The organism is Streptococcus sp. E17BB, from assembly GCF_041807725.1.
Taxonomy (GTDB): domain Bacteria; phylum Bacillota; class Bacilli; order Lactobacillales; family Streptococcaceae; genus Streptococcus; species Streptococcus entericus.
The window spans coordinates 25,106-48,994 of the sequence record NZ_JBGTZC010000016.1; the positions used below are offsets into that span (position 1 = coordinate 25,106).

The 23,889-nt window shown below is 46.4% G+C and carries 17 protein-coding genes, 4 tRNA genes and 1 pseudogene; 12 read left to right on the top strand and 10 right to left on the bottom strand.

Going from position 1 to position 23,889, the window contains the following annotated elements:
- Window positions 1-7: 7 nt before the first annotated feature.
- The 5 genes from ACERC7_RS05370 to ACERC7_RS05390 all read right to left on the bottom strand — a co-directional run bounded on the left by ACERC7_RS05370 (window position 8) and on the right by ACERC7_RS05390 (window position 4,417).
- Window positions 8-721, bottom strand: coding sequence for a pseudouridine synthase (locus ACERC7_RS05370; protein WP_373658964.1), 714 nt, complete (start codon window positions 719-721; stop codon window positions 8-10).
- Between the two features lie 3 nt (window positions 722-724).
- On the bottom strand, window positions 725-1,630 hold the full coding sequence (locus ACERC7_RS05375) for a YihY/virulence factor BrkB family protein (RefSeq protein WP_373666346.1): 906 nt from the start codon (window positions 1,628-1,630) through the stop codon (window positions 725-727).
- Complete coding sequence (locus tag ACERC7_RS05380) at window positions 1,630-2,490, bottom strand: methionyl aminopeptidase (RefSeq protein WP_373658961.1); 861 nt, start codon at window positions 2,488-2,490, stop codon at window positions 1,630-1,632. The genes ACERC7_RS05375 and ACERC7_RS05380 overlap by 1 nt, the downstream gene beginning before the upstream one ends.
- Before the next feature lie 93 nt (window positions 2,491-2,583).
- Window positions 2,584-3,867: a CBS-HotDog domain-containing transcription factor SpxR gene (gene spxR / locus ACERC7_RS05385; RefSeq protein ID WP_373660359.1), complete on the bottom strand. Its 1,284-nt coding sequence runs from the start codon at window positions 3,865-3,867 to the stop codon at window positions 2,584-2,586.
- The gene (locus ACERC7_RS05390) at window positions 3,860-4,417 is read right to left on the bottom strand and encodes a GNAT family N-acetyltransferase (RefSeq protein WP_373658959.1); all 558 of its coding nucleotides are present in this window, start codon (window positions 4,415-4,417) and stop codon (window positions 3,860-3,862) included. Before ACERC7_RS05390 ends, spxR begins: the two co-directional genes overlap by 8 nt.
- 708 nt (window positions 4,418-5,125) lie before the next feature.
- Between ACERC7_RS05390 and ACERC7_RS05395 the strand changes: the two genes are divergently transcribed.
- Window positions 5,126-10,135, top strand: coding sequence for a S8 family serine peptidase (locus ACERC7_RS05395; RefSeq protein WP_373666347.1), 5,010 nt, complete (start codon window positions 5,126-5,128; stop codon window positions 10,133-10,135).
- Between the two features lie 105 nt (window positions 10,136-10,240).
- On the opposite strand, the gene glmS is transcribed toward ACERC7_RS05395, so the two are convergent.
- The gene (gene glmS / locus ACERC7_RS05400) at window positions 10,241-12,055 is read right to left on the bottom strand and encodes a glutamine--fructose-6-phosphate transaminase (isomerizing) (protein WP_373666348.1); all 1,815 of its coding nucleotides are present in this window, start codon (window positions 12,053-12,055) and stop codon (window positions 10,241-10,243) included.
- A gap of 348 nt (window positions 12,056-12,403) precedes the next feature.
- On the opposite strand from glmS, the gene rplS reads away from it, so the two are divergent.
- The 11 genes and pseudogenes from rplS to ACERC7_RS05455 all read left to right on the top strand — a co-directional run bounded on the left by rplS (window position 12,404) and on the right by ACERC7_RS05455 (window position 22,934).
- A complete protein-coding gene (gene rplS / locus ACERC7_RS05405; protein WP_018367386.1) occupies window positions 12,404-12,751 on the top strand; it encodes a 50S ribosomal protein L19 in 348 nt (115 codons plus the stop codon).
- A gap of 161 nt (window positions 12,752-12,912) precedes the next feature.
- Window positions 12,913-13,431: a ribosome maturation factor RimM gene (rimM, locus tag ACERC7_RS05410; protein ID WP_373658956.1), complete on the top strand. Its 519-nt coding sequence runs from the start codon at window positions 12,913-12,915 to the stop codon at window positions 13,429-13,431.
- Window positions 13,421-14,134, top strand: a pseudogene (trmD, locus tag ACERC7_RS05415) (tRNA (guanosine(37)-N1)-methyltransferase TrmD); the annotation flags it as partial. The gene rimM and the pseudogene trmD, both read left to right, overlap by 11 nt.
- A gap of 702 nt (window positions 14,135-14,836) precedes the next feature.
- Window positions 14,837-15,832 (top strand): NAD(P)/FAD-dependent oxidoreductase, encoded by a 996-nt coding sequence (locus tag ACERC7_RS05420; RefSeq protein ID WP_373666349.1) that lies wholly within the window; start codon window positions 14,837-14,839, stop codon window positions 15,830-15,832.
- 149 nt (window positions 15,833-15,981) lie between these two features.
- Window positions 15,982-17,331: an NADP-specific glutamate dehydrogenase gene (gdhA, locus tag ACERC7_RS05425; protein WP_373666350.1), complete on the top strand. Its 1,350-nt coding sequence runs from the start codon at window positions 15,982-15,984 to the stop codon at window positions 17,329-17,331.
- 126 nt (window positions 17,332-17,457) lie between these two features.
- Entirely contained in the window at window positions 17,458-18,336 is an 879-nt protein-coding gene (gene mvk / locus ACERC7_RS05430; protein ID WP_373666351.1) for a mevalonate kinase, read from the top strand.
- Window positions 18,318-19,241, top strand: a complete 924-nt coding sequence (gene mvaD, locus ACERC7_RS05435; RefSeq protein WP_373666352.1) for a diphosphomevalonate decarboxylase — start codon at window positions 18,318-18,320, stop codon at window positions 19,239-19,241. Before mvk ends, mvaD begins: the two co-directional genes overlap by 19 nt.
- Window positions 19,238-20,227 (top strand): phosphomevalonate kinase, encoded by a 990-nt coding sequence (locus ACERC7_RS05440; protein ID WP_373666353.1) that lies wholly within the window; start codon window positions 19,238-19,240, stop codon window positions 20,225-20,227. The genes mvaD and ACERC7_RS05440 overlap by 4 nt, the downstream gene beginning before the upstream one ends.
- On the top strand, window positions 20,220-20,759 hold the full coding sequence (locus tag ACERC7_RS05445; protein ID WP_373666354.1) for a GNAT family N-acetyltransferase: 540 nt from the start codon (window positions 20,220-20,222) through the stop codon (window positions 20,757-20,759). Before ACERC7_RS05440 ends, ACERC7_RS05445 begins: the two co-directional genes overlap by 8 nt.
- On the top strand, window positions 20,752-21,759 hold the full coding sequence (fni, locus tag ACERC7_RS05450; protein ID WP_373658949.1) for a type 2 isopentenyl-diphosphate Delta-isomerase: 1,008 nt from the start codon (window positions 20,752-20,754) through the stop codon (window positions 21,757-21,759). The genes ACERC7_RS05445 and fni overlap by 8 nt, the downstream gene beginning before the upstream one ends.
- Window positions 21,756-22,934 (top strand): acetyl-CoA C-acetyltransferase, encoded by a 1,179-nt coding sequence (locus ACERC7_RS05455; RefSeq protein WP_373666355.1) that lies wholly within the window; start codon window positions 21,756-21,758, stop codon window positions 22,932-22,934. The genes fni and ACERC7_RS05455 overlap by 4 nt, the downstream gene beginning before the upstream one ends.
- 357 nt (window positions 22,935-23,291) lie before the next feature.
- On the opposite strand, the gene ACERC7_RS05460 is transcribed toward ACERC7_RS05455, so the two are convergent.
- The 4 genes from ACERC7_RS05460 to ACERC7_RS05475 form a co-directional block, all read right to left on the bottom strand.
- Window positions 23,292-23,365 (bottom strand) — tRNA-Pro (locus ACERC7_RS05460).
- 4 nt (window positions 23,366-23,369) lie between these two features.
- Window positions 23,370-23,443, bottom strand: a tRNA-Arg gene (locus tag ACERC7_RS05465).
- A gap of 9 nt (window positions 23,444-23,452) precedes the next feature.
- Window positions 23,453-23,536: transfer RNA gene (locus ACERC7_RS05470), tRNA-Leu, on the bottom strand.
- A gap of 13 nt (window positions 23,537-23,549) precedes the next feature.
- Window positions 23,550-23,621: transfer RNA gene (locus tag ACERC7_RS05475), tRNA-Gly, on the bottom strand.
- Window positions 23,622-23,889: the final 268 nt, after the last annotated feature.

The window sequence follows — 23,889 nt, forward strand, 5'->3', positions numbered from 1 at the left end:
TAACCTCCTACACTAGCGCTAAAAGCGCTGTGACTTCGTCTGCGGTCAATCGACGATAAGCCCCCTCAGGCAGGTCATCAGGCAGGTTCAATGGTCCCATGCTGAGGCGCTTGAGACCGGTCACGGTCTTGCCACGGCTAGCCACCATGCGCTTGACCTGATGGAACTTCCCTTCTCGAATGGTAATCCGCACCCGACTGGTCTGCTCTGCCATGTCCAACAACTCCAAAACCGCCGGTAGACACTGGTGGTCACTAAGGGTAATGCCGGCCGCAAAAGCCGCCACGTCATCCTCATCCATTAGCCCATCTACATCTGCCTCATAGGTTTTGTCGACGTGTTTTTTTGGGGACAGCAGAGCGTGTGCCAGCTGTCCGTTATTGGTCAAGAGCAGGAGGCCTGTCGTATCCTTGTCCAGACGACCGACAGGAAAGACCTGCTTGTGGCGAGCAGTGTCATCCAGCAGGTCTAAAACCGTCCGTTGCTTGCTATCTTCAGTCGCTGAGATGACACCTGCAGGCTTGTTAAGCAGGTAGTAGACCAAATCCTCATAGAGCAGAGGCTCCCCTTGATAAGAGACCTGATCAGCTAACTCATCGACCTGTTCCTTGGGCGAAGTGATGACCTGACCATTGACCGTGATCAGTTTTTTCTTAAGCAAGGTCTTGACCTCTGTCCGAGAGCCCAAACCGACTTCTGTTAGAAATTTATCCAGACGCATCCCTTACTCCTTTTGCCCTGTAACCAGCTGTTTAACAGTTCCTCGTCTAGGAATCAGTTCCCCTTCGCGATAGGCCTGATAGGAAGCGTTCAAGACTGCCCCAAAAATCAAAACCTGACTAAAGAGAATAAACCACATCATAAGGGCAAAAAGTGCCACAGAACCAAGAAATCGCAAATTCTCCATCCGCATGATGGTCTGACTGACGTAAGTCCCAAAAAGGTTAGTTGTTGTTAATAAGACAAAACTGGTAAAGAGCGTTCCAGGGAGTAAATAGCGCTTTTTGGTGATCCGAATATTGGGCAAAAGATAGTACAAAATAAGAAGAGCAATCCCAAAAACAAGCCAGACCATGGGTTGCAACAAGGTCCCCAGAAGCTCATAGAGCTCTGTCACTAAAGCAAAACGCTGGTGGAGCAAATCCAGCAAACTGCGCCCAAAGGTAGACAAGACGATACCCAGAGCTAGGAAAACAATGAGAATAACACCTGACAAGAGCCCTATCAAGCGCCCCAATAGAAAATCTCGGTGCTCTTCACTGTTATCGTAGGCCTTGTTGACTGCCTTTTGCAGGAAGAAAAACCCTCTGGACATGGTCCAAAAACCAGTCGCCAAAGACAGCCAAACCAAACCTGTCAGAGGTTGATTGAAAATATTTTCCACTAAACCAGCAACAATATCATAGAGCTCCTTAGGCAACTGCTCCCGTAAAAAGGTTAGTAAATCAGCGGTATCAATGTTGAAATAAGGAAAAATATTAGCCACCAGTACCAGTAAGGGAAAAAGTGTCAATAATAAATAATAGGCAACTGCAATGCTAGACAAATCAATCTCTGCACTCTGGTAGTGACTGATAAACTTCTGAACCAGAGGGTGGGCTTTTAACGTTTGAAATCGTTCTTTTAGCATCAGTAGGTACGATCCTCACCCTGACTGGTCAAGATGCGAGGACCGTCCTTCGTAATCACAAATTGGTGCTCATACTGACAGGACAAGCCACCATCCAAGGTTTTGTGCGCCCAACCTGTCTTCATGTCCGTATCAATCTCCCAAGTGCCTGTGTTAATCATCGGTTCGATAGTCAAGACCATCCCTTCCTTGAGGCGCAGGCCTCGTCCAGCCACACCGTAGTGCGGTACCATAGGCTCTTCGTGCATAGTTGGACCGACACCGTGACCGACCAAATCACGCACCACACCGTAGCCACGTTCTTCAGCATATTGCTGAATGGCTGCGCCAATATCCCCGATACGATTGCCAACGACAGCTTGTTCCATCCCGACATAAAGACACTCCCGAGTGACTGCCATCAGGTTTTTAACCTCATCAGATACCTGACCGACCGCATAAGCCCAGCAAGAGTCTGCCAAACCGCCTTTATAGGACTGGGTGTGCTTTTTCATCTCAGCAACATTGTCAAAGTTTAGTTTGGAGACATCAAGAACGCTTTTATCCAAAGGTTCGCTCATGACCATATCAACCTTGAGCAAGTCACCTTCTTTTAGAATATAGTGACGCGGAAAAGCATGCGCAACTTCATCGTTGAGACCGCAACAGGTCGCATAAGGATAGTCCATGACATGACCGTCCACACCAATTTGCAGCGGCAATACATTTTCCGCCTTGCAACGTTTGCGAACATATTCTTCCACAGCCCACATGTCTGCTCCTGGCTTAATAATCTCACGCAGACCGATATGAATGCTGGCTAGGAAGTCACCAGCACGATCCATGGCATCAATTTCTCGTTGGGATTTTAAAGTAATCATAAATTCTCTTTCTAAATATAACGGAGATTGGGCCATCCGCCCCTCTCTTTTATTGATGTGGCTGACTAATTTTAGCCAAATATCAGCAGGTGCCTAGCTCATCTTACTGGTCACCAGTGCCTTGACGACAACATGGCTGTTGAGGTGAATTTCGACATCGATGGCAGCACTGCGTCTCGTTTCAGTAATGATGTTTGGTACGATGGTAAGGACATCGTCAATTTGAACTGACTGAAGGAAATAGATCACCATCTGCTCAATGATGATGTTTTTCTTGTTTTTAGACATTAAGCGGCGGTGAACAACCTCTTTGATGAGTTCTGCTAAAATGCCCTGAGCAAGGTTACCAGAGTTGTCCACCATGGCTGGTTCAACAGCGAACTGATAAGTGTCGTTTTCTAATTTCAAATTGGACACAATCTGCTCACTATAGGTATGGAGATTGGCATTTTTACTATCTTGCAAGCTCTCCATGACCCGCCGTCTGGTCACGACACCTAGCAGTTTATGGTTTTCGTTAACCACTGGTAGCATGTCATAATCTTCAAAAATCATTTTCTGACTGATGGTGGCTAGACTGACATTTGGCGTGGTGACAGCAGGGTCTTTGGACATGACCTCGGCAATGCTGATATCGCCATCTTTACCAGCTAAATCGCGCATGCTGACGACGCCAAGTACCGTATCGTGCTTATCCACAACCGGAAATCGGACATGGTTATGGTGCTTGAGCATCATGATGTAATCACTGACATGGTCGGTATCCAGCAAGCAGCCATAGTCATTTTTGAACTGGTAAATTTGGTCAACAGTTTTGACATCCGTCTTGATACGGACATTGGATAGGGCTTGATTGATCATGGTCGCTACGGTAAATGTATCATAGCTGGTCACCATGACAGGAATACCGAGCTTGTTTGATGTATCAATCACACGGTCTGAAATCTTGAAGCCCCCTGTCACAAGAATGGCATTAGCATTTTCTAAGGCTAGTAACTGAATCGCTTCGCGATCTCCAACAATCAAGAGCCCACCCTTCACCAAATAACGAAGAATATTGTCCCGCGTCATGGCACCAATCGAGAATTTGCTAAACTCGTGACCCAGACCCGAGTGCCCCGCCAATACTTCTGAATCACTGACTCTGGCAATCTCCGCATAGGTCAAGCGATCCAAGCGTTCCTTGGTTTTCTTTTCCACACGAACGGTCCCACTTCGTGGTCTTGTTTCAACCAGACCGCGATTTTCCGCTTCTTTTATGGCACGATAAGCGGTTCCGTCACTGACCCTGAGGTGATTGGAAATGCTCCGAACACTGACCCGTTTACCGACGGGTAATTTTTCCAGATAAATCAGTATCTCTTGATGCTTACTCATAGCGATAATCTCCCGATGTGAGTTGATAAGTTAGGTAGGTTCTAATCTGATGTGTATAGCGGTCACTACCACGGTGACGCTTGATGAGGCGAAAACCTGCTTTTTCAGCGACACGTTGACTGGCTTTATTGTCAATATCACAGACGATGATGAGCTCCTTTAACCTGATTTCATAAAAGGCTGTAAAGGTCAAGGTTTTAACAGCTTCCGTCATCAACCCTTGACCCCACTTGGATTGCTTGAGCAGGTAGCCCAGTTCAGCTCGGCCATTGTTTACATCTAAACGATCCAAGCGAATCAGCCCGATAAGCTCATCTGTCGGTTTCTGACAAATGCCCCAAATCCCTAGCGGTCGCGTCATAAAGGCCTGCACCAGCAGCTCATCGCTCTGCTCTTGCGAGGTAACTAAGGGTAGGATAAAGCGAGCATTGTCAGGAACACTGACCATCTCATAAAAGGCATCTCTATCCTCAAAACGGATTGGTCGACAGACCAATCCAGCGGTTTCAAAGCTGGCATATTTTGCCAGTGCTGTCCAAATCTTCTTCATCTCTGTCTAGTATAGCATAAAAACCCTATCTTGGCTAAATTGGTGACGGATTTAGGGGAAAACGCAGTAGAAAATGTCGATACAATTATAAACTCGTTCCGCTATTCTGGTACATTGTTAGAATAATAAAACTTGACAATTTAAATAACTTATTAGTAAAATATGATTGTATCCGATATTCACACCTTAAATCTAGATCACGAGAGCAACTAGAGAAAGCAGATTCCCTGCATAAAAGTTAGTCACTTTCTAAACAATATCAATTGAGTGCTGCACTTGCTATTAGTTAAAGAGGTAACTTTTTGCTCTATTTATCTTTGATCTCATTGAGAATATTAGAACACTGTTCGAATAAGCTTTTCGGGTAGTTTTTATGCGAAATATCTATTTTAATATGCGGTTTTCGGTCTAAAATATGTCCTGATTGCTTTTCTTGGGCGAACATTGACTCCTAATTCAACGATATGTCCTTTCTTAACTCCAGTAAACAATTATGCTATATTTTCTGAACTTCGCTATATCCCCTCTAGTTCCGAAGAAATGCCATAAAACACTGCACAAAGAAGAACAATCCCGTCTAATTAAGAGACCCTCGTTTTAATAGACTTAATAAAATTGTTGTGAATAAGGGAATTTAATTCTTAATTTTTAATCTTAATCATCTTAATTTATTCTGTGAATGGAGGTACTTAGAAAGATGAGAATATCATGAATAAAAAAATATCCGTTGCAATTGCAACATCTGTTGTAATCGGAAGCGCTAGCACATCCTTGGCATGGGCTGATGAAATTGAACAACCTCTGATCAATAACGAGATTGGACAAGCCAATACTCCAAACAAGGAAGAGTCAGAACTAAATAAAGCCTCTTCTGATCAAGCACCATTGAAAGAGGCGTTAGAAGAGCTGAAAGATATTCGTAAAAAACACCATGTCGATGGGCGGGGCAAAATTATCGCACTGGTTGACTCCGGAGTCGACACCAATCACCCAGACTTGAGATTAGACGATGACGCTATTTCTTCTAGCAAAATAACACCGTCCGAGAATAAAGATGGGAACACCGACTTTACCGCTAAAATTCCTCACGGCTATAACTATACTGAGGGGAATTTTCGACTAAGGGATGATGTTCCAGACCCTCACGGACAGCATGTCGCAGGTATCTTAGCAGGAAACAGTAAAGACCCTAACGGTGTTGTCGGTGTCGCTCCAAATGCGCAACTGCTCGGCTATAAAACCTTTTCTGACAGTACTCAAAAAATCTCTCCAGGAGCAAACGATGCAGTGGATCACGCAATCAATGATGCCGTTGAACACGGGGCAGATGTGGTTAACTTAAGCCTGGGACTTGAGGGTTCTGGATTACCTGGAGATATCCATGGTGAAACAATCAAAAATGCGGTGGATAAAGGGGTTGTTATTGTCTCCTCAATCGGAAATTACTCCTCTTCTACCTCTAGCAGTACCTATGACCATTATGCTAACCGTGGTTTAGCGATGAAAGATAGTGCCGCCATGGTTGCTCTTGCAGCAACTCCTCAAGCTATCGGCGTTGGAGCTGTTCAAAACAAGGTGCTGTACGCAGAAAACATGATTGTCGATGGGGAATCTTACCCACATTGGAATGTCGGAAAAGCCACCCAAGGCCTCAAACCAAGACAGGAACAGACTGTTGAACTGATTAATGCTAACCTTGCTACGCAAAAAGATGTTGACACACTAGGAGACAAGCTTAAAGGAAAGGTTGCCTTAATCTATCGTGGTGAAGATGCTGTTTATAAAAAAGCTGAACGCCTAAAAGATGCTGGAGCTATTGGGGCTATTCTGATCAATGCTCCTCTACATGCTAGCCGTGAAGATTACCGAGAAAAATTCATTACGTCCTACGAACATATTAGAACTTCTGATTTTTGGTATGTCTCAGTTTCTGGGAAAGCTGGTGAACAATTAGTCAAACCAATCGCTAATATCGGTGATACAAAAAACATTAAGCTTCGATTCACTACCGAAAAATCACCCTATGTGCTCTCACAACATGACCGCATTGCAGGATTTTCTAGCTGGGGACCGACCAGCGATTTAGAACTCAAGCCTGATTTAGTTGCTCCAGGTCAAGACATTCGTTCGACCTTTAACGATGGCAGTTACGGTGTGATGTCAGGAACTTCTATGTCATCTCCATATGTTGCAGGAGTCAGCACGCTCCTTTCCGATAAAATTAAAGGAATCACTGGCAGCAAAGAGCGCCTAGGATTTTACAAAGGATTTTCAAATGTAGAGCTTAACAAGCTCTTGCTCATGAACACTGCTAAGCCTCTAAAAGATCTCGGTTCAACTACTGGTGATTTGGAATACTCTCCAAGAGTACAAGGTGCTGGTCTAGTTGATGCTGATGCCGCTTTATCCACCAAAGTATTTGCAACTGGAACAGGCAAAAAAGGCGTTGTCACCTTGAAAGAAATCAAATCTGATGAGGTGACATTTACCGCAACCTTATACAATTTTGGAGATACTGCGCAACAATTTGACATCAAACACAGTAAAGTTCTGTCTGAGACTGTTATCAAGAAAACCAAAACTGAGCGCGAAGCTACAAGTTCCATTTTCACCAAAGATGAGACAGGAATCTTTACAGAACATATTAACGAAGTTCACCCTATAGCAGTTGATGGCGGGGAGTTAACCAGTGACCACCAGGTACTAATTCAGCCAAATAGTTCTGCAACTGTCACTTTCAAACTGAAAACTGGACAGGTTAAAGATGATTTTGTTGAAGGCTTTATTTACTTTGTACCAAAAGATAAAACTCAGCCTGAACTCTCCTTACCTTACTTTGGCTTCAAGGGAGATTGGAGTGCTGAGGCTGCGATTGATGCCCCTAGATGGGAGAAATCTAACCAAGCTGGGCTAACCGGTATCTTCACAGCTTACGACGGTAAAAAAGGACATAATGTTGTTAGTTACCTTGAAAAAGGTGTAGAAAACAAAGGTGATATTCCAAACCCTGATAACATCGCCTTTACCAACCGCCATGATACTTCTGAAGCAAGTAGTCGGAACGTTGTTCCTCGTTTATCATTCTTGAGAAATGTTCGGGATTACGAAGTGGCCATCGTTGATGGAAAAGAAGAAAACAGTAAGGTGCTACAAGTTGTTAAAACAGGACATTTCAAACGTAAGTTATTCTACAGCACGTTGACCGAGGCTAACCACGCTAACGCTGCAAATGCTGCAATAGAGGCCGACCTTAGGTGGGAAGGGAAAGTTTATAATCCTGAGATTGGAGACGATGATACTGTTCCAGAAGGGCAATACTACTACCGTATCCGAACCAAAATCCACGATACAGCTCCAGTTCAAACAATGTATCTGCCATTTAGAATAGATAATACTGATCCTACCTTAACTGCTAAATTAAGCGAAGATAAGAGCAAAGTCACCATCAAAACCACCGATAATCATAAGATTTGGAAAGTACTTGCCATGGCTGATAGTCAAAGTGTTGCAGTAGATAAAGTCGCAGAGAATACCTATGAAATCAAAGATGTTGATAAATTGAACGCTTATCGGTTGAGAGTGCGGGCTATGGACTTTGCCGGCAACCCATCGGAAGAAAAAGAATTTATTCTAAACGAAGAGAAAGGCCGACCTCGCCGTAGATTGTCACTGTTAGACGAAGCCATAAAATCCCTCTTTGATCAGGATATCAAGCCAGAACCTCATGAAGAAAAAGTGGCTGAAGACCAACCTGCCTACATCAACATGTTCAACTGGTCCATGTATGGTAGCTTTACTGGAAAAAATAAAATTAACGAACACGATGGAAAGCTTTATTATGATTTAAATATGGCTATCCAAGATGGGCACTATGCTATCGTAACCACAACTAACAAAAGTGCAACAGATCCCGAGATGGGACAATCAAAAGACTATGCTCCAATATTTAGCAAACGATTCAAAGCAACTGGGCAATACCGCTACAAAGACTTTCCCGTCCTCATCAAAGAAGGCTTTAACATCATCAATATCAAAATTTATGATAAAGACGATAAATTAGTCATGGAAGAAGGCAATATCCTCTACTACGATGAGCACGCGCCACGCTTGCAGTTGAAAAATCAGATTGATTTAGACGATGAAAAAGACAATATGGCTGATGGTGCATTAACTGGTATCGAGGGCATTATCTATGCTCGAAATGGACGTGTTGTTTTGGAGGGAACCGTCGCAGACAATGGTCCAAAATGGGTATTGACTGTAAACGGCAACAATATCGCAACCCATCACCAATACCAAAAAGAGGGTGATAATGAGAAACCGTTCAAACATGAATTAACTGTAAAAAAAGATGATGAAATCAAAATCAAACTGATGGATGATCAAGAAAATGCGCGAACAATCAGATTAACAGTTAAAGAGGATAATCAAGCCCCAACAATCACTACCAACTTAAAGCCAACGATGGCCGAAACAGATATTCCTGAAATCGAACTAAACGATAATATTTTGAGTTGGGACGAAACAGCCCCTAACAACATCGTCACCATCAATGGTAAACCGTTTGACTTTTACGGCGAAAAGCCTTTAAACTATTATAAACTGGAAGAAGCCCCTAATACTTATGTCGTTCGGATTAAAGCAGTTGATAAGGCTGGGAATATTGCGGAAGAAACGCACGTCATCGGTGAAAAACCATTTGGTCTAACAGCGACATTGAAAAAGCAAGTCATCACAGCAGATGAGTTGACAACGATAACTAAACTGATTGATGTTCCTAAGTATGCTAAGGCTGACATTCTTGAAACATCAATTAGTGACATGGGTGAAGTCACAACAACAATTGCCTTGTCAGACATTTTTGGTCGCCAGACAACCCAAGTTTTAACCGCTAAATTAGCCTCTAACCAAGACTCATCTATCACAGCTAAATTGACCAAACAAATTTTCAAAAAAGATGAGCTTAATGACATCATCCAGATCTTAAATTTACCTAAAGATGTCAGTGCTACTCTAATTCGTCCGATTACGGTTCCAGATAGTTCAAAACCAGAGCAAGTAACTGCTAGGGTCAGACTGTTTAGAAATGGTAAAGTCAACGAAAGAGATTTCACCTTTACAGTGGTAAGCGATAAACACCTGAACGCAAGATTGAGAAAAGAAACGATCAACATTTCTGAGACTTATGATTTGAACGGTCTCTTGGAATTACCTGAAGGTGTTACCGCTGAATGGAGCGTTCCTATTGCATACGGCAAAAAAGGAAAAGTAACCTTCAAGGTCATTTTGAAAGATCAGTATGGACAAACAGTAGAAAAAGAGTTTACAGTAACGGTATTAGAAGAACAATTGCCAAAAACAAACCACGAAGACAACTCTAAAACTAATAAAATATCAGAAATTAGTACAGAAAATGCTGGGGTCCAAAAAACACGGGACATCCAATCAGATTCAAGAACCACTAATGCTCGTAACGAATCAGCTCTGCAAGAACAACAACTGCATCAGCTAAGCGCTCCCCTTAGCCAAGAAAAGCATATAGAAGTTAACCGTCGTAAAACTTCCGAATTCCCAGTTCAACTCTCCACTAGCCAAAAATTACCTAAAACAGGAGAACAATCAGCGTTTTGGAATGTCTTAGGTGGTTTAAGCTTACTGATGTCGAGCAGTCTTGCTTTTAGACAAGCTAAACTGAGCAAAAAGAACAGCCTTCATTAAGAACCTGAGTAGCGGCTAAAAGTCCCAGTACGAAAGATTAACCCATGTAAAAATAGTATGTCTGTTAAAATCGTCACACGACTGATAAACAGACATACTATTTTCTTACTCAACAGTGACAGACTTAGCCAGGTTACGCGGCTTGTCAACGTCCAAGCCCCGTTGCAAGGAAGCGTAATAAGCAATCAGTTGGGTCGGTATCACCATGGCAATCGGTGACAGGTAGGGGTGCACCGCCGTCACGACAATATCATCTTCAGCTTGTGCTACGCCTTCTTCTGCGATGGTTAGGACACTGGCTCCACGAGCAACAACTTCTGAGATATTACCACGCGTATGGCTAGCCACCGTTTTGTTGTTAGATAGCAGAGCGATGACTGGTGTGCCATCTTCGATGAGGGAGATAGTCCCATGCTTGAGTTCTCCAGCAGCGAATCCTTCGCACTGGATGTAGGAGATTTCTTTCAGCTTTAGACTGGCCTCTATGGCAACGTAATAATCGCTGCCGCGACCAATGTAAAAGGCGTTCCGACTGGTTGACAAGAGTTGCTCCACCTTGCTGGCGATTGCTTCTTTCTCTGACAGGCTGGCCTCGATAGACTGGGCAACCAGCGAGAGCTCTCTGACCACATCAAAGGCTTCTGCTCGGATATTGCCCATCGCCCGACCAACCGCTGTCGCCAAAATCGCCAAGGTCGCCACCTGAGCTGTATAAGCCTTGGTCGATGCTACTGCGATCTCAGGTCCAGCATGGAGAAGTAAGGTATAGTCTGCCTCACGAGACAAGGTTGATCCTGGGACATTAGTCACGGTTAGGCTAGGAATCCCCATCTGGTTAGCTTTGACCAAGACCTGACGGCTATCAGCCGTCTCACCTGACTGACTGATGAAGATAAAAAGTGGCTTCTGACTGAGCAAAGGCGTGTGGTATCCCCACTCTGAAGCAATACCCAACTCAACAGGTGTCTGGGTCAAGTCTTCTAAGAAGGTCTTCGCTGCAAAACCAGCATGGTAAGATGTCCCTGCTGCGATGATGTAGAGGCGATCTGCCTCCTGAACAGCCTTGATAACCGCCTCGTCAACGACTAACTGACCTGACTCATCCGTATAATTTTGAATAAGTTTGCGCATGACAGCAGGCTGCTCGTCAATTTCCTTGAGCATGTAGTAGGGATAAGTGCCCTTGCCAATGTCAGACAAGTCCAGTTCAGCAATGTAGCTCGCACGCTCAATCGGCTGACCAGCATAGTCTGAGACTGTCACCTTGTCCTTGGTCACGATAACCAGCTCTTTGTCCTGAATCTCCATGTACTCGCTGGTCTCACGAATCATCGCCATGGCGTCTGAGCAAACCATATTGTAACCATCACCAAGACCAATCAAGAGCGGCGACTTGTTCTTAGCCACATAGATGGTGCTTGCGTCAGCCTTATCCATCAGCGCAAAGGCGTATGAACCTTCAATCACGCTTAAGGCCTGACGAAAAGCCTCTAGTGTTGAGAAACCTTGTTGGGCAAAATGCCCAATCAAGTGCACTGCAATCTCCGTGTCCGTCTGCCCAAGAAACTGGTGATCCGCTAAATAAGTCTCCTTAATCTCTTTATAGTTCTCAATCACACCGTTGTGCACCAACGTAAAGCGCTGATCTTCTGACTGGTGAGGGTGGGCGTTAACCTCGCTAGGCTTCCCATGAGTCGCCCAACGGGTGTGACCAATCCCTGCTGTCCCTTGAATATCAATGCCCAGTTTATCACGCAAATCGGCGATACGACCGACTGATTTAATCAACCGTGATTGATCAGCTCCGGATGTCACATAAATCCCAGCTGAATCATAGCCGCGATATTCCAGCTTTTCCAAACCTTGCATCAAAATATCTGTTGCATTTTTATTGCCAACAACACCGACAATTCCACACATGTTCTCTTCCTCCAAAAATTGGTCTAGTCAGATTTACAGACCTCATTTATCACTAAACAACCATATCACTTTATTTTTTAGAAGTCAACAAAAAAATTGGTCTAGTCAGGTTTTGAGCGTCAAATTATAAAATAACCATAAGTTTGATAGTTTGTACTTTTTCTAAGTCTTGTCCTCATTTCCTAAAATAAACCATCACTCATTCTACTGAGAAAAAAATAATTCCATACCTTTACAAACTACTTGTTAGTGTGGTACAATAGACGATGTGTGTAATGGACGCACAAAAATACAGTTTATCCGCTGGGTTTAAAAGCACCTATGATTGACAAAGATAGGAGTAAATACATGAATCCATTAATTCAAAGTTTGACCGAAGGTCAATTGCGTACTGATATCCCTGCTTTCCGTCCTGGTGACACCGTTCGCGTTCACGCGAAAGTTGTCGAAGGTACTCGTGAGCGTATCCAGATTTTCGAGGGTGTTGTTATCTCTCGTAAAGGTCAAGGTATCTCAGAAATGTATACGGTTCGTAAGATTTCTGGTGGTATCGGGGTTGAGCGTACTTTCCCACTCCACACACCACGTGTTGACAAAATCGAAGTTATCCGCCACGGTAAAGTCCGTCGTGCGAAACTTTACTACTTGCGTGCCCTTCAAGGTAAGGCTGCTCGTATCAAAGAAATCCGTCGTTAAGGCGGTCAAAGCAAGTCCTGTAGATTTGCTCTGGACAACTACTCTTGCTGCTTAAGTAAGAGTAGTTTTTTATATGTCCAATAGAGGTAAGTGTAATCAGTATGTCCTGCATAGTTGCCTGTTTTATGGTAAAATAGATAAAAAATCAAATTGGAGAACTCATGAATTATTTTAACGTCGGAAAAATTGTCAATACCCAAGGCTTACAAGGGGATCTGCGTGTCCTTTCTGTGACGGATTTTGCAGAAGAACGTTTCAAAAAAGGCAGTAAGTTAGCCCTTTTTGATCCTAAGGACAACTTTGTCATGGAGGTGGAAATTGCCAGCTACCGCAAGCAAAAGAACTTTGATATCATCAAGTTTAAGGGGCTCTACCACATCAACGAGGTTGAGAAATACAAGGAGTATACCCTCAAAATCGCAGAAGAACATCTCTCTGATTTGGAAGAGGGCGATTTTTACTACCATGAGATTATCGGTCTGGATGTTTACGAAGGCGATGTCTTGATTGGGCAAATCAAGGAGATTCTCCAGCCGGGTGCCAATGATGTTTGGGTGGTTAAGCGTAAAAGCAAGCGAGACTTATTGCTGCCTTACATTCCACCAGTGGTGCTCAAGGTTGACATCGCAGCCGGTCGGGTGGATGTCGAGTTGCTAGAGGGATTGGACGATGAAGATTGATATTTTAACCCTTTTTCCAGAGATGTTTGCGCCTTTGGAGCATTCCATCGTTGGCAAGGCCAAGGATAAGGGGATTTTGGACATTCGTTACCATAACTTTCGAGATTATGCGGAAAAAGCTCGTCATGTCGATGATGAGCCCTACGGGGGTGGTCAGGGTATGTTGCTCCGTGCCCAGCCGATTTTTGATTGCATCGAGGTTTTGGAGAAGAGAGAAAAACCGCGTGTGCTCTTATTGGACCCAGCTGGTCGCCGATTTGACCAGGCCTTTGCAGAGGAGCTGGCTCAGGAAGAGCAGCTGATTTTTATCTGTGGGCATTATGAGGGCTATGATGAGCGGATCAAGACCTTGGTGACCGATGAGGTCTCCTTGGGGGATTTTGTCCTGACGGGCGGAGAATTAGCCGCCATGACTATGGTGGATGCGACGGTGCGTTTGATTCCAGAGGTCATTGGCAAAGAAGCCAGTCACCAAGACGACAGTTTCTCATCAGGTCTCTTGGAATACCCTCAGTATACCCGCCCTTATGATTTCCGTGGTATGGTAGTGCCTGATGTCCTCATGAGCGGTCACCATGAGAATATTCGCCTCTGGCGCTTGGAGCAGTCCCTGAAAAAAACCTTGGAACGCCGACCAGATTTGTTGGCACAGTATCAGATGACGGAGGAAACGGCTCAGATTTTAGACACGATTCAGTCAGAAAAATGGCGCGAGTCCATCTACCAAGCCTTTGATCTAATGGATCAGGGGGATTTACAGGGAGCTTTGGCACTGCTAGATCGTCTCGAAGTGCCTGAGCGTTCTTCAGCCTATTATGATTATCTTTCAACCTACGGTTATGTCTATGCTGAGCTGGGACAGACAGAGGCTGCTTTGGCTAGCTACCAGCATTATCTGAATAAGGCTCAGGCAGAGCAGAATCATAGCCATCAGCACCAAGCCTATCATCAGCTAGCCATGGTTTATCGTATGGCAAGGGATTACACGGCTGCTCAAGAGCAGTTGGCACATGAGGAGCAGCTGATTCGCAGGCATTTTCGTAAAAACCACTTGATTTGGGCGGTTCACCTCTATGAAGTGGGCTATCTGACCTATCTTTTGGGCGACAATGGCAGAGCTGAGACCATCATGCACAAAAGCCTTGACCATGCTCTCCAGACAGACAATGTCGTTGCTCAGGCCTGTGCCTATCGAGGCTTGGGTGAAATTCTTTCAAATAGAGACTATCTTGAAAAAGCGCATGCGCTCTTCTCCAGTTTAGATGATGCCAGAGGCGCCCAGGATGTCCATAGCCTACTGACTAACCTACCCTCATCAGATGCCTAAGGTTGCCGAGCAGGACTGCTCAGCTATTTCCAAAAAAATATCACCAATCGGCGTGAAGCCGATTAAAAAAGGAGTACCATGACACAAGAAATTGTTGATATTGCGATTATCGGAGGAGGTCCTGTGGGACTCTTTACCGCCTTTTATGCCGGTCTGCGTGGGGCGACGGTCAAGGTTATCGAGAGCCTATCAGAGCTGGGGGGACAGCCTGCCATTCTCTATCCTGAGAAGACCATCTATGATATCCCAGCCTACCCTGAGATTTCTGGAGGTGATTTGACAGCCAAGCTTCTCCAGCAACTGGAACGCTTTACTGACCGCGTGACTTACTGCCTCAAGGAGGAAGTTTTGTCATTCGACAAGACTGGCGACCACTTTACCTTGACGACCAGCAAGGGTCGGCATGAGGCCAAAAGTATCATCATCGCCTGTGGCAATGGTGCTTTCTCACCTCGACCACTCGGACTTGAGGGTGAAGAGCGTTACGCAGACACCAACCTGTTTTACAATGTCCGCCAGTTAGACCAGTTTGCTGGACAAGATGTGGTCATCTGTGGCGGTGGCGATTCAGCGGTGGATTGGGCCTTGGCTTTAGAAACTATTGCCAAATCAGTCACACTTATTCATCGTAGGGAGGCTTTCAGAGCCCACGAACACAGCGTGGAGTTACTCCAGCAGTCAAGCGTCCGTCTGATGACACCCTATGTCCCACTAACCTTAACAGGAGATGACGAACGGGTCAGACAACTGACCATTCAAAAGGTCAAATCAGATGAAACAGTTGATATCCCTCTAGATAGCTTGATTGTCAGCTTTGGCTTTGCGACCTCAAACAAGAACCTCAAACAATGGGGATTAGACAGCAAACGTTCCAGCCTACTGGTCTCACCGCTCTTAGAGACCAGCCAAGAGGGAATTTACGCTGTTGGTGATGCGGCTAGTTACCCAGGCAAAGTTGATTTGATTGCGACAGGATTTGGCGAAGCACCTCTGGCAGTCAGTCAAGCCCTCAACTACATCTATCCTGACCGAGATAATCGTGCGGTTCACTCGACATCCTTGATTAAGGACTAGGCAGCTAGGTTAATACACTAAACATACCCACTTTCTCTCTTAAATTGAGATTTAAGGGGTATTTTTTTCAAAAAATGCCTTGACAAAATTAGTCAGAAAATTTATACTGTTTTATATATTGAAATTTCTTGAAAACGAAAGGAAAACAAATGACAAAAGGACAAGAATATGTGAAGCGTGTTTTCGAACAGGTAAAGGCAGATAATGCCCATGAAGCGGAATTTTTGCAGGCAGTTGAGGAGGTTTTTGACTCTCTTGCTCCTGTTTTTGACAAATACCCTCAATACATTGACGACAATATCTTGGAGCGTTTGGTTGAGCCTGAACGCGTGGTCTCCTTCCGTGTGCCATGGGTTGATGACCAAGGTCAGGTTCAAGTTAACCGTGGCTATCGAGTTCAGTACTCTTCGGCTATCGGTCCTTACAAGGGAGGCTTACGTTTTCACCCATCAGTGAACCAGTCCATCATTAAATTTTTGGGCTTTGAGCAGATTTTCAAAAACTCTCTAACTGGCCTGCCAATTGGGGGCGGTAAAGGGGGATCTAATTTTGATCCTAAAGGCAAGTCTGACCGTGAGATAATGGCTTTTACTCAGAGCTTTATGACTGAATTACAGCGTCATATCGGTCCAGATGTAGATGTGCCAGCAGGGGACATTGGTGTTGGCGCGCGAGAGATTGGCTACATGTTTGGACAGTACAAACGCCTCAACGGTTACCAAAATGGTGTCTTGACAGGGAAAGGCCTGACCTACGGTGGCTCACTTGGTCGAACAGAGGCTACAGGATATGGAACAGTTTACTTTGCAGAGCAAATGTTGGCATCTATCGGTCATCATTTTGAAGGAAAAACAGCTATCGTTTCGGGCTCAGGTAATGTCGCCATTTATGCGATTGAGAAATTGTATCAACTAGGTGCTAAACCTATTGCTTGCTCCGACTCCTCTGGTTACATCATTGATGAGAATGGGATTAATCTTGAGACCTTGAAACGCTTAAAAGAAATTGAGCGCGAGCGGATTTCTAAATACCTCGACTATCATCCAGAAGCCCAGTTTGTGCCGACTGGAGAGTCAACAATCTGGACCGTTAAAGCTGACCTTGCCTTCCCATGTGCCACTCAAAATGAGCTCAATGAGGACGATGCCAAGACCCTGATTGCCAACGGTGTCATTGCTGTTGCAGAAGGTGCTAACATGCCGTCAACCCTTGAGGCTGTGACGACCTTCCAAGAAAATGGCGTACTCTTTGGACCTGCCAAGGCTGCCAATGCAGGCGGTGTTGCGACATCTGCGCTTGAAATGTCCCAGAATAGCCAACGTCTGGCTTGGAGTTTTGAGGAAGTCGATGAGAAACTGTATGGCATCATGAAAACCATTTACGAGAATGCTGCCGCTGCTGCTGAGGAATTTGGACAACCAGGTAACTTGGTCGTTGGAGCTAACATCGCTGGATTTCTCAAGGTGGCTGAAGCCATGTCCGCTCAAGGTGTGATTTAAGTCAAAAAAAAAAAAACTGGGTTACCCCAGTTTTTTTTTTGACGCCTATCAGGCTAAGGTCTGAAATTTAGTCTACCCAGCAAAAAATAATCGCATTTTCAGGCATTTTATACTAAAATAGAAGAGATGAAAAAAACAGTCGGTGTGGGTCTTGCCCACAGTAAGATTATTATGATGGGTGAGCATGCGGTGGTCTATGGCTATCCCGCTCTTGCCCTGCCCTTACCTCGAGTGACAGCCATTTGTCAGGTCACCGCTTGTGATCTGCCCGTAGTCATCGACCCGCTGGATCCGATTGATACAGCACTGTCAGTGGCATTGACGGTTTTAGACATCGCAGAGCCTCGCATTGCTTATGCGGTCAATTCAGCCATCCCAGAGCAACGTGGCATGGGGTCATCAGCAGCGGTAGCGATTGCGGTCATTCGAGCGGTTTTTGACTACTATAATCAACCCTTATCAGATGAACTACTGGAGGATTTGGTCAACAAGGCAGAGCAGGTGGCTCACGGTAACCCATCTGGGCTGGATGCTAAGACTTGCTTAAGCGATATGCCTATTTGTTACCAACGTGGTCAGGGCTTTTCTCCTTGTCCAGTTCGTCTAAAAGCCCATTTGATTATTGCGGATACGGGTGTTTATGGCAATACCAGTCAGGCGGTTCAATGGATTGCCAAACAAGGTGAGACTGCCTTGCCTATGCTATCAGACCTTGGTGGTCTAGCTCAAAGCTTTTTAGAGCGCCTGCCTGAAGGACACTTGCCTAGTCTGGGGGAATTGATGACCCAAGCTCACCGCAAACTGGCCGCCTTAGGCGTTTCCTGTCCAGAAGCGGACCAGCTGGTCGAGGCTACCTTGTCTGCGGGTGCCTTTGGTGCCAAGATGAGCGGTGGCGGTCTCGGGGGCTGTGTCATTGCCCTGACCGATACTGATGAGGCTGCGCAAGCCATTGCTCAAAACCTAAGAGAAAAAGGAGCTGTCAACACGTGGATAGAGAACCTGTAAGCGTGCGATCTTACGCCAATATCGCTATCGTCAAGTACTGGGGAAAGGCGGACGCAGCAAGCATGCGACCTGCGACCAGCAGTATTTCCCTGACCTTGGAAAATATGTTTACCGAGACGACCCTGTCGGTGTCAGACCGAGATGCTTTTTATATCAACGGCGTCCTGCAAGATGAAGCTGAGCAGAGCAAGATGAGCCAGGTCTTGGACTTGTTCCGCAAGGACAAGTCAGTTTTTGTGCGGATTGATACCCACAATAATATGCCGACAGCAGCTGGTTTGTCGTCGAGTTCGTCTGGTCTGTCGGCCTTGGTTAAAGCAGCGGCTGACTTTTTTGAGACAGGGCTCAGTCAGGCAGAGTTAGCTCAGGTGGCTAAGTTTGCTTCAGGTTCGTCAGCTAGGTCCTTCTTTGGCCCTTTGGCGGCTTGGGACAAGGACACTGGGGAGATTTTCCGTGTGCAGACGGACTTGAAATTGGGCATGATTATGCTGGTTTTGAACGACCAAAAAAAAACAATATCCAGCCGTGAGGGCATGAAGCGCTGTGTGGAGATCTCGACCAACTGGGCGGACTGGGTCAGACAATCTGAAGACGACTATACTGCCATGCTACAGCACCTAGAAGCTAATGATTTTGAAAAAGTTGGTGAATTGACGGAGCGAAATGCTCTGGCCATGCATGCCACCACACGGACGGCTACTCCTGCCTTCTCCTACCTGACTGAAGACAGTTACATCGCCATGGAGCGGGTGCTAGAATTGCGTCAACAAGGCTGGCTCTGCTATTTCACCATGGACGCTGGCCCAAATGTCAAGGTTCTCTGCCGCGAGGAGGATTTGGAGGATTTGGAGGCGATTTTCGCTGGGGACTATCGGGTGATTGTCTCGAGGACCAAGCGCCTATGACACGGACAGTTCACACCTGCGGGAAACTCTATTTGGCGGGGGAGTATGCCGTGTTGACGGCGGGTCAACCAGCCTTGCTGGTGCCGATTCCTATTGGCATGACGGCAACCATCGACTGGGCGGAGGCGTTTGCCTTACGGTCTGACCTTTTTGATTATGGGGTGGATTTGACCCCTGATTGCAACTACGCTCTGATTCAGGAGACGATTGCGTTGTTTGAGGCTTATCTGGGGCAGCCTTTGCGGCCATTTGCTCTGACCATTACCAGCCAGATGGCGCGTGATGGTCGCAAGCTCGGTATCGGGTCTTCTGGCGCGGTGGTGCTTTTAGCCCTGCGAGCCATGGCAGAGCTCTATGCCCTAGGCTTGTCAGCAGACCTGCTCTTTCGTTTAGCAGCGGCTGTCCTCCTCAAGCGTGGAGACAATGGGTCGCTGGGTGACTTGGCCTGTATCGCCTATGAGGACTGGGTTTATTATCAGTCCTTTGACCGCCAACAGGTTGCAGACTGGCTGGCGCATCAGCCCTTGTCAGAAGTACTATCAGCCGACTGGGGCTATGTCATTAAACCGATGCGCTTAGCGCTAGCAGCGGACTTTTTGGTCGGTTGGACAGGCCAACCTGCCATTTCTAGCGACTTGGTCAATCAGGTTAAGTCCGCTATCCCGCCTGACTTCTTAGCAGCTAGTCGGTTGACAGTTGACGGTCTTTACCAAGCATTAACGACTGGGGATAAGACAGGGGTGATGACCCGACTCGCACAAGCGGGTCAGCTCCTGAGCGCTTTGCACCCAGCCATTGTGACCCCAGCTCTTGAGCGTTTGTGTCAAGCGACAACTGGTCTATCCGCCGTTGCCAAGTCCAGCGGAGCAGGAGGTGGTGATTGTGGGATTGCCCTTGTGTTTGATGAGACGGACAGCCAGACCCTGATTGACCGCTGGGAAGATCAGGGCATTCAGTTGATTTATAAGGAGAGGTTTGATGAGTGAGTTGACATTAGTGGTACCATCGGCAGCTTATGGTGAGCAGATTTTGGCTTATCGAGCAGCTTTTGATCAATCAGGAGAACACCTCCACGGTGGGGCACGCTTGGAAACCCTGTCGGATTTAGAGGACTGGTTGCGTCATGTCGCTGCCATCACCACCCCAGCAGGTGTTGAGCAAGGCCGTGTCCCTTCGTCCACCTTTCTATGCCTCCGTCAATCAGACCAGAAAATGGTCGGCATTTGCAATATCAGGCACTCTCTAGACCAGCCTTTTCTGGTTAACTTTGCTGGACATATCGGCTATTCCATTCACCCAGAGGAACGGCGGCAAGGTTACGCCAAGGAGCAGTTGCGACTGGCTCTGCTTGAGGCTGGTCAGTTAGGGCTTGACCGTGTCTTGGTCACCTGTGATGAGGCCAATCTGGGGTCTGAAAAGACCATCCTGGCCTGTGGTGGGCAGTATGAGAACACCTATCAGGACCCTGATGATGGCAGCCGTAAAAAACGTTTTTGGATTGAGGTACCCCATGAGTAATCGTAAAGATGATCACATCAGGCATGCGCTAGCTTATCAGTCGCCCTATAATGGCTTCGATGAGCTGGAACTGATTCACTGCTCCCTGCCTGATGTCGACTTGGCAGATATTGACCTGACGACCCAGTTTGCTGGGCGCAAGTGGGAGGTTCCCTTTTACATCAACGCTATGACCGGAGGGAGCGAGTGGGCTAAGGCTATCAACCTGAAACTCGCAGAGTTGGCAGAGCGCTGTGGGCTTCTCCTAGTGACGGGCTCTTACAGCGCTGCCCTTAAAAACCCTAATGACGACAGTTTTCCGACCAAAACCAGCCATCCAGCTCTGCTATTGGCCACCAATATCGGCATTGACAAGCCCTACGCCTTGGCGCGTCAAGCTGTCGAGGCGGTTGAGCCCCTCTTTCTTCAGGTGCATGTCAACCTGATGCAAGAGCTGCTTATGCCTGAAGGGGAGCGGGCTTTTGCCCAATGGCCGAGCAACCTAGCGGCTGTTGTTCAGAAGTTACCAGTGCCTGTCGTCCTCAAGGAGGTCGGTTTTGGCATGGATCGACAAACGGTGCTGCGTGCTAGGGATATGGGTGTCAAGACCTTCGACATTTCAGGCCGTGGGGGGACGAGTTTTGCCTATATTGAGAACCAGCGTGGTGGGCATCGTGCCTATCTGGACGACTGGGGGCAGAGCACGGTGCAGACCCTGCTCAACCTGCAAGATTTGACCGATGAGGTGGAGATTTTGGCATCTGGTGGGGTCAGACATCCACTGGATATGGTCAAGTGCCTGGTCTTGGGAGCTAAGGCGGTCGGTTTATCTCGATCCGTCTTGGAGCTGATTGAGACCAAGCCGCTTGAAGAGGTCATCGCAATCGTCGAGGGTTGGAAGGACGATTTACGCCTGATCATGTGCGCGCTGAATTGTCGAACTGTCGCTGACCTCAAGACCATTGACTACCTCTGCCACGGTCGTTTGAAGAATACTTATCAGAAAAGAGAGAAAAGATGAAAGAAGCAGTCATCGTTGCTGCCGTTCGGACGGCCATCGGTAGTTTTGGAGGTAGCCTCAAGGACTTATCAGCTGTTGACCTAGGCGTCGCAGTGGTCAAAGGTGCCTTGGACAAGATTGGTCTAACACCTGAGACCGTTGACGAAGTGATTTTGGGCAATGTTCTGGGGGCTGGTCTGGGACAAAATGTCGCCAGACAAGTCGCTCTGAAGGCAGGTTTGCCAGTGACCAGCTCTGCTATGACCATCAATAAGGTCTGCGGTTCAGGTCTAAAGGCCGTGCAACTGGCGGCTCAAGCGATTCGTCTGGGGGATGCTGACATCGTTATCGCTGGCGGTACAGAAAGCATGAGCCAAGCGCCTCACGTCCTCCTCAATCAGCGGTGGGGGATCCGTCTGGGTCATGTCCAAATGGTCGATACCTTGCTCAAGGACGGTCTGACCGATGCCTTTGACCAAACCCATATGGGCATCACCGCAGAAAACGTGGCAGACCAGTATCAGATTAGCCGTGAGACTCAGGACGCTTTTGCGCTCCGCTCTCAGGAGAAGGCGCTGGCTGCCATTGCAGCTGGTCGTTTCAAGGATGAGATTATTCCCCTTGACATCCCTCAACGTCGTGGTGAACCGATAATTTTTGATCAGGATGAGCATCCGCGTGCCAACCTTACTATGGAGAGACTGAGTCAGCTCCGTCCAGCCTACAAACCCGACGGTACGGTTACAGCTGGCAATGCTTCTGGAATCAACGATGGAGCGGCTGTTGTCGTTGTTATGAGCCGTGACAAGGCAGAGGAGCTGGGCTTGCCTATTCTGGCCAGTATTGCTGCCTATGCTAATGCTGGGCTGGATCCGAAAATCATGGGCTGTGGTCCCATTGTTGCCAGCCAGAAGGTCTTGGACAAGGCAGGCTGGGCAGTGGCCGATTTAGACTTAGTAGAGGGCAATGAAGCCTTTGCCGCCCAAGCCTGCGCCGTCAACCAAGCACTTGGCATCAACCCAGACATCGTCAATGTCAACGGCGGTGCCATCGCCCTTGGTCACCCTATCGGGGCATCTGGTGCACGGGTGCTGGTCACCCTTCTGCATGAGATGGCGAAACGTGATGCCAAACGTGGGCTTGCTACCCTTTGTATCGGCGGTGGTATGGGAACAGCGCTTCTAGTTGAGCGATAAGCAAAACCACTAATGAAATGAAAAACTCATCAAGAGATTCTATTAGTATCCCGTTTGATGAGTTTTTTCTACTTCTTGAGCTCTATTAAGCATTGCTAAATGTCAGGCGATTGACATTGAATGAAGATTATGTGACAGAGTAAGTGCATCTATTCAGCAGATGATGACATGTAACCAGTTAAACCACTACTGAGCGAGAAGTCTTGTCTTAGGTAAATATAATTAGATATTCATTCTATCTTGCCACCTTGGCTTGTCAAATTATCAAAAAATATTCTGAATAGAGTAATTTTTATCTCGTCTTGTTTTAAGACGATAAAAAACTAGACAATCGCCTAGCATTTACAAACTTCTTCATCGGGAAGACAGGATTCGAACCTGCGACATCTTGGTCCCAAACCAAGCACTCTACCAAGCTGAGCTACTTCCCGAAAATGCACCCTAGAGGAGTCGAACCTCTAACCGCCTGATTCGTAGTCAGGTACTCTATCCAATTGAGCTAAGGGTGCTTATCAAAATGCTGAGGACCGGAATCGAACCGGTACGAGGTTGCCCCCGCAGGATTTTAAGTCCTGTGCGTCTGCCAGTTCCGCCACCCCAGCCTCATACAAAGAAAGCGAACGACGGGATTCGAACCCGCGACCCCCACCTTGGCAAGGTGGTGTTCTACCACTGAACTACGTTCGCCTAACATAATTTTTAGATGTTTCACCAACCATTATAGTTTAACACATAGGAAATGAATTGTCAATATTTTTTTGAAAAAAGTCTAAAATATTTAGCTTGGCAAGTCCTAAAATAAAGTTAACCACTTAAGAGTATGAAATGAGTCGGTTACACTAAACTAGACAGAATTTATAAAGTGTTCTACACTAAAGAAAACAGGAGAACTCTATGTCTAGAAAAATCCGTCGTCAATTTAGTGATGACTTTAAGCAACAAATTGTTGACCTTC

Bases quoted from the DNA above. Each gene is read 5' to 3' on its own strand.
- ACERC7_RS05370 (WP_373658964.1), bottom strand. From the start codon at position 721: ATGCGTCTGGATAAATTTCTAACAGAAGTCGGTTTGGGCTCTCGGACA.
- ACERC7_RS05375 (WP_373666346.1), bottom strand. From the start codon at position 1,630: ATGCTAAAAGAACGATTTCAAACGTTAAAAGCCCACCCTCTGGTTCAG.
- ACERC7_RS05380 (WP_373658961.1), bottom strand. From the start codon at position 2,490: ATGATTACTTTAAAATCCCAACGAGAAATTGATGCCATGGATCGTGCT.
- spxR (WP_373660359.1), bottom strand. From the start codon at position 3,867: ATGAGTAAGCATCAAGAGATACTGATTTATCTGGAAAAATTACCCGTC.
- ACERC7_RS05390 (WP_373658959.1), bottom strand. From the start codon at position 4,417: ATGAAGAAGATTTGGACAGCACTGGCAAAATATGCCAGCTTTGAAACC.
- ACERC7_RS05395 (WP_373666347.1), top strand. From the start codon at position 5,126: ATGAATAAAAAAATATCCGTTGCAATTGCAACATCTGTTGTAATCGGA.
- glmS (WP_373666348.1), bottom strand. From the start codon at position 12,055: ATGTGTGGAATTGTCGGTGTTGTTGGCAATAAAAATGCAACAGATATT.
- rplS (WP_018367386.1), top strand. From the start codon at position 12,404: ATGAATCCATTAATTCAAAGTTTGACCGAAGGTCAATTGCGTACTGAT.
- rimM (WP_373658956.1), top strand. From the start codon at position 12,913: ATGAATTATTTTAACGTCGGAAAAATTGTCAATACCCAAGGCTTACAA.
- ACERC7_RS05420 (WP_373666349.1), top strand. From the start codon at position 14,837: ATGACACAAGAAATTGTTGATATTGCGATTATCGGAGGAGGTCCTGTG.
- gdhA (WP_373666350.1), top strand. From the start codon at position 15,982: ATGACAAAAGGACAAGAATATGTGAAGCGTGTTTTCGAACAGGTAAAG.
- mvk (WP_373666351.1), top strand. From the start codon at position 17,458: ATGAAAAAAACAGTCGGTGTGGGTCTTGCCCACAGTAAGATTATTATG.
- ACERC7_RS05440 (WP_373666353.1), top strand. From the start codon at position 19,238: ATGACACGGACAGTTCACACCTGCGGGAAACTCTATTTGGCGGGGGAG.
- ACERC7_RS05445 (WP_373666354.1), top strand. From the start codon at position 20,220: ATGAGTGAGTTGACATTAGTGGTACCATCGGCAGCTTATGGTGAGCAG.
- fni (WP_373658949.1), top strand. From the start codon at position 20,752: ATGAGTAATCGTAAAGATGATCACATCAGGCATGCGCTAGCTTATCAG.
- ACERC7_RS05455 (WP_373666355.1), top strand. From the start codon at position 21,756: ATGAAAGAAGCAGTCATCGTTGCTGCCGTTCGGACGGCCATCGGTAGT.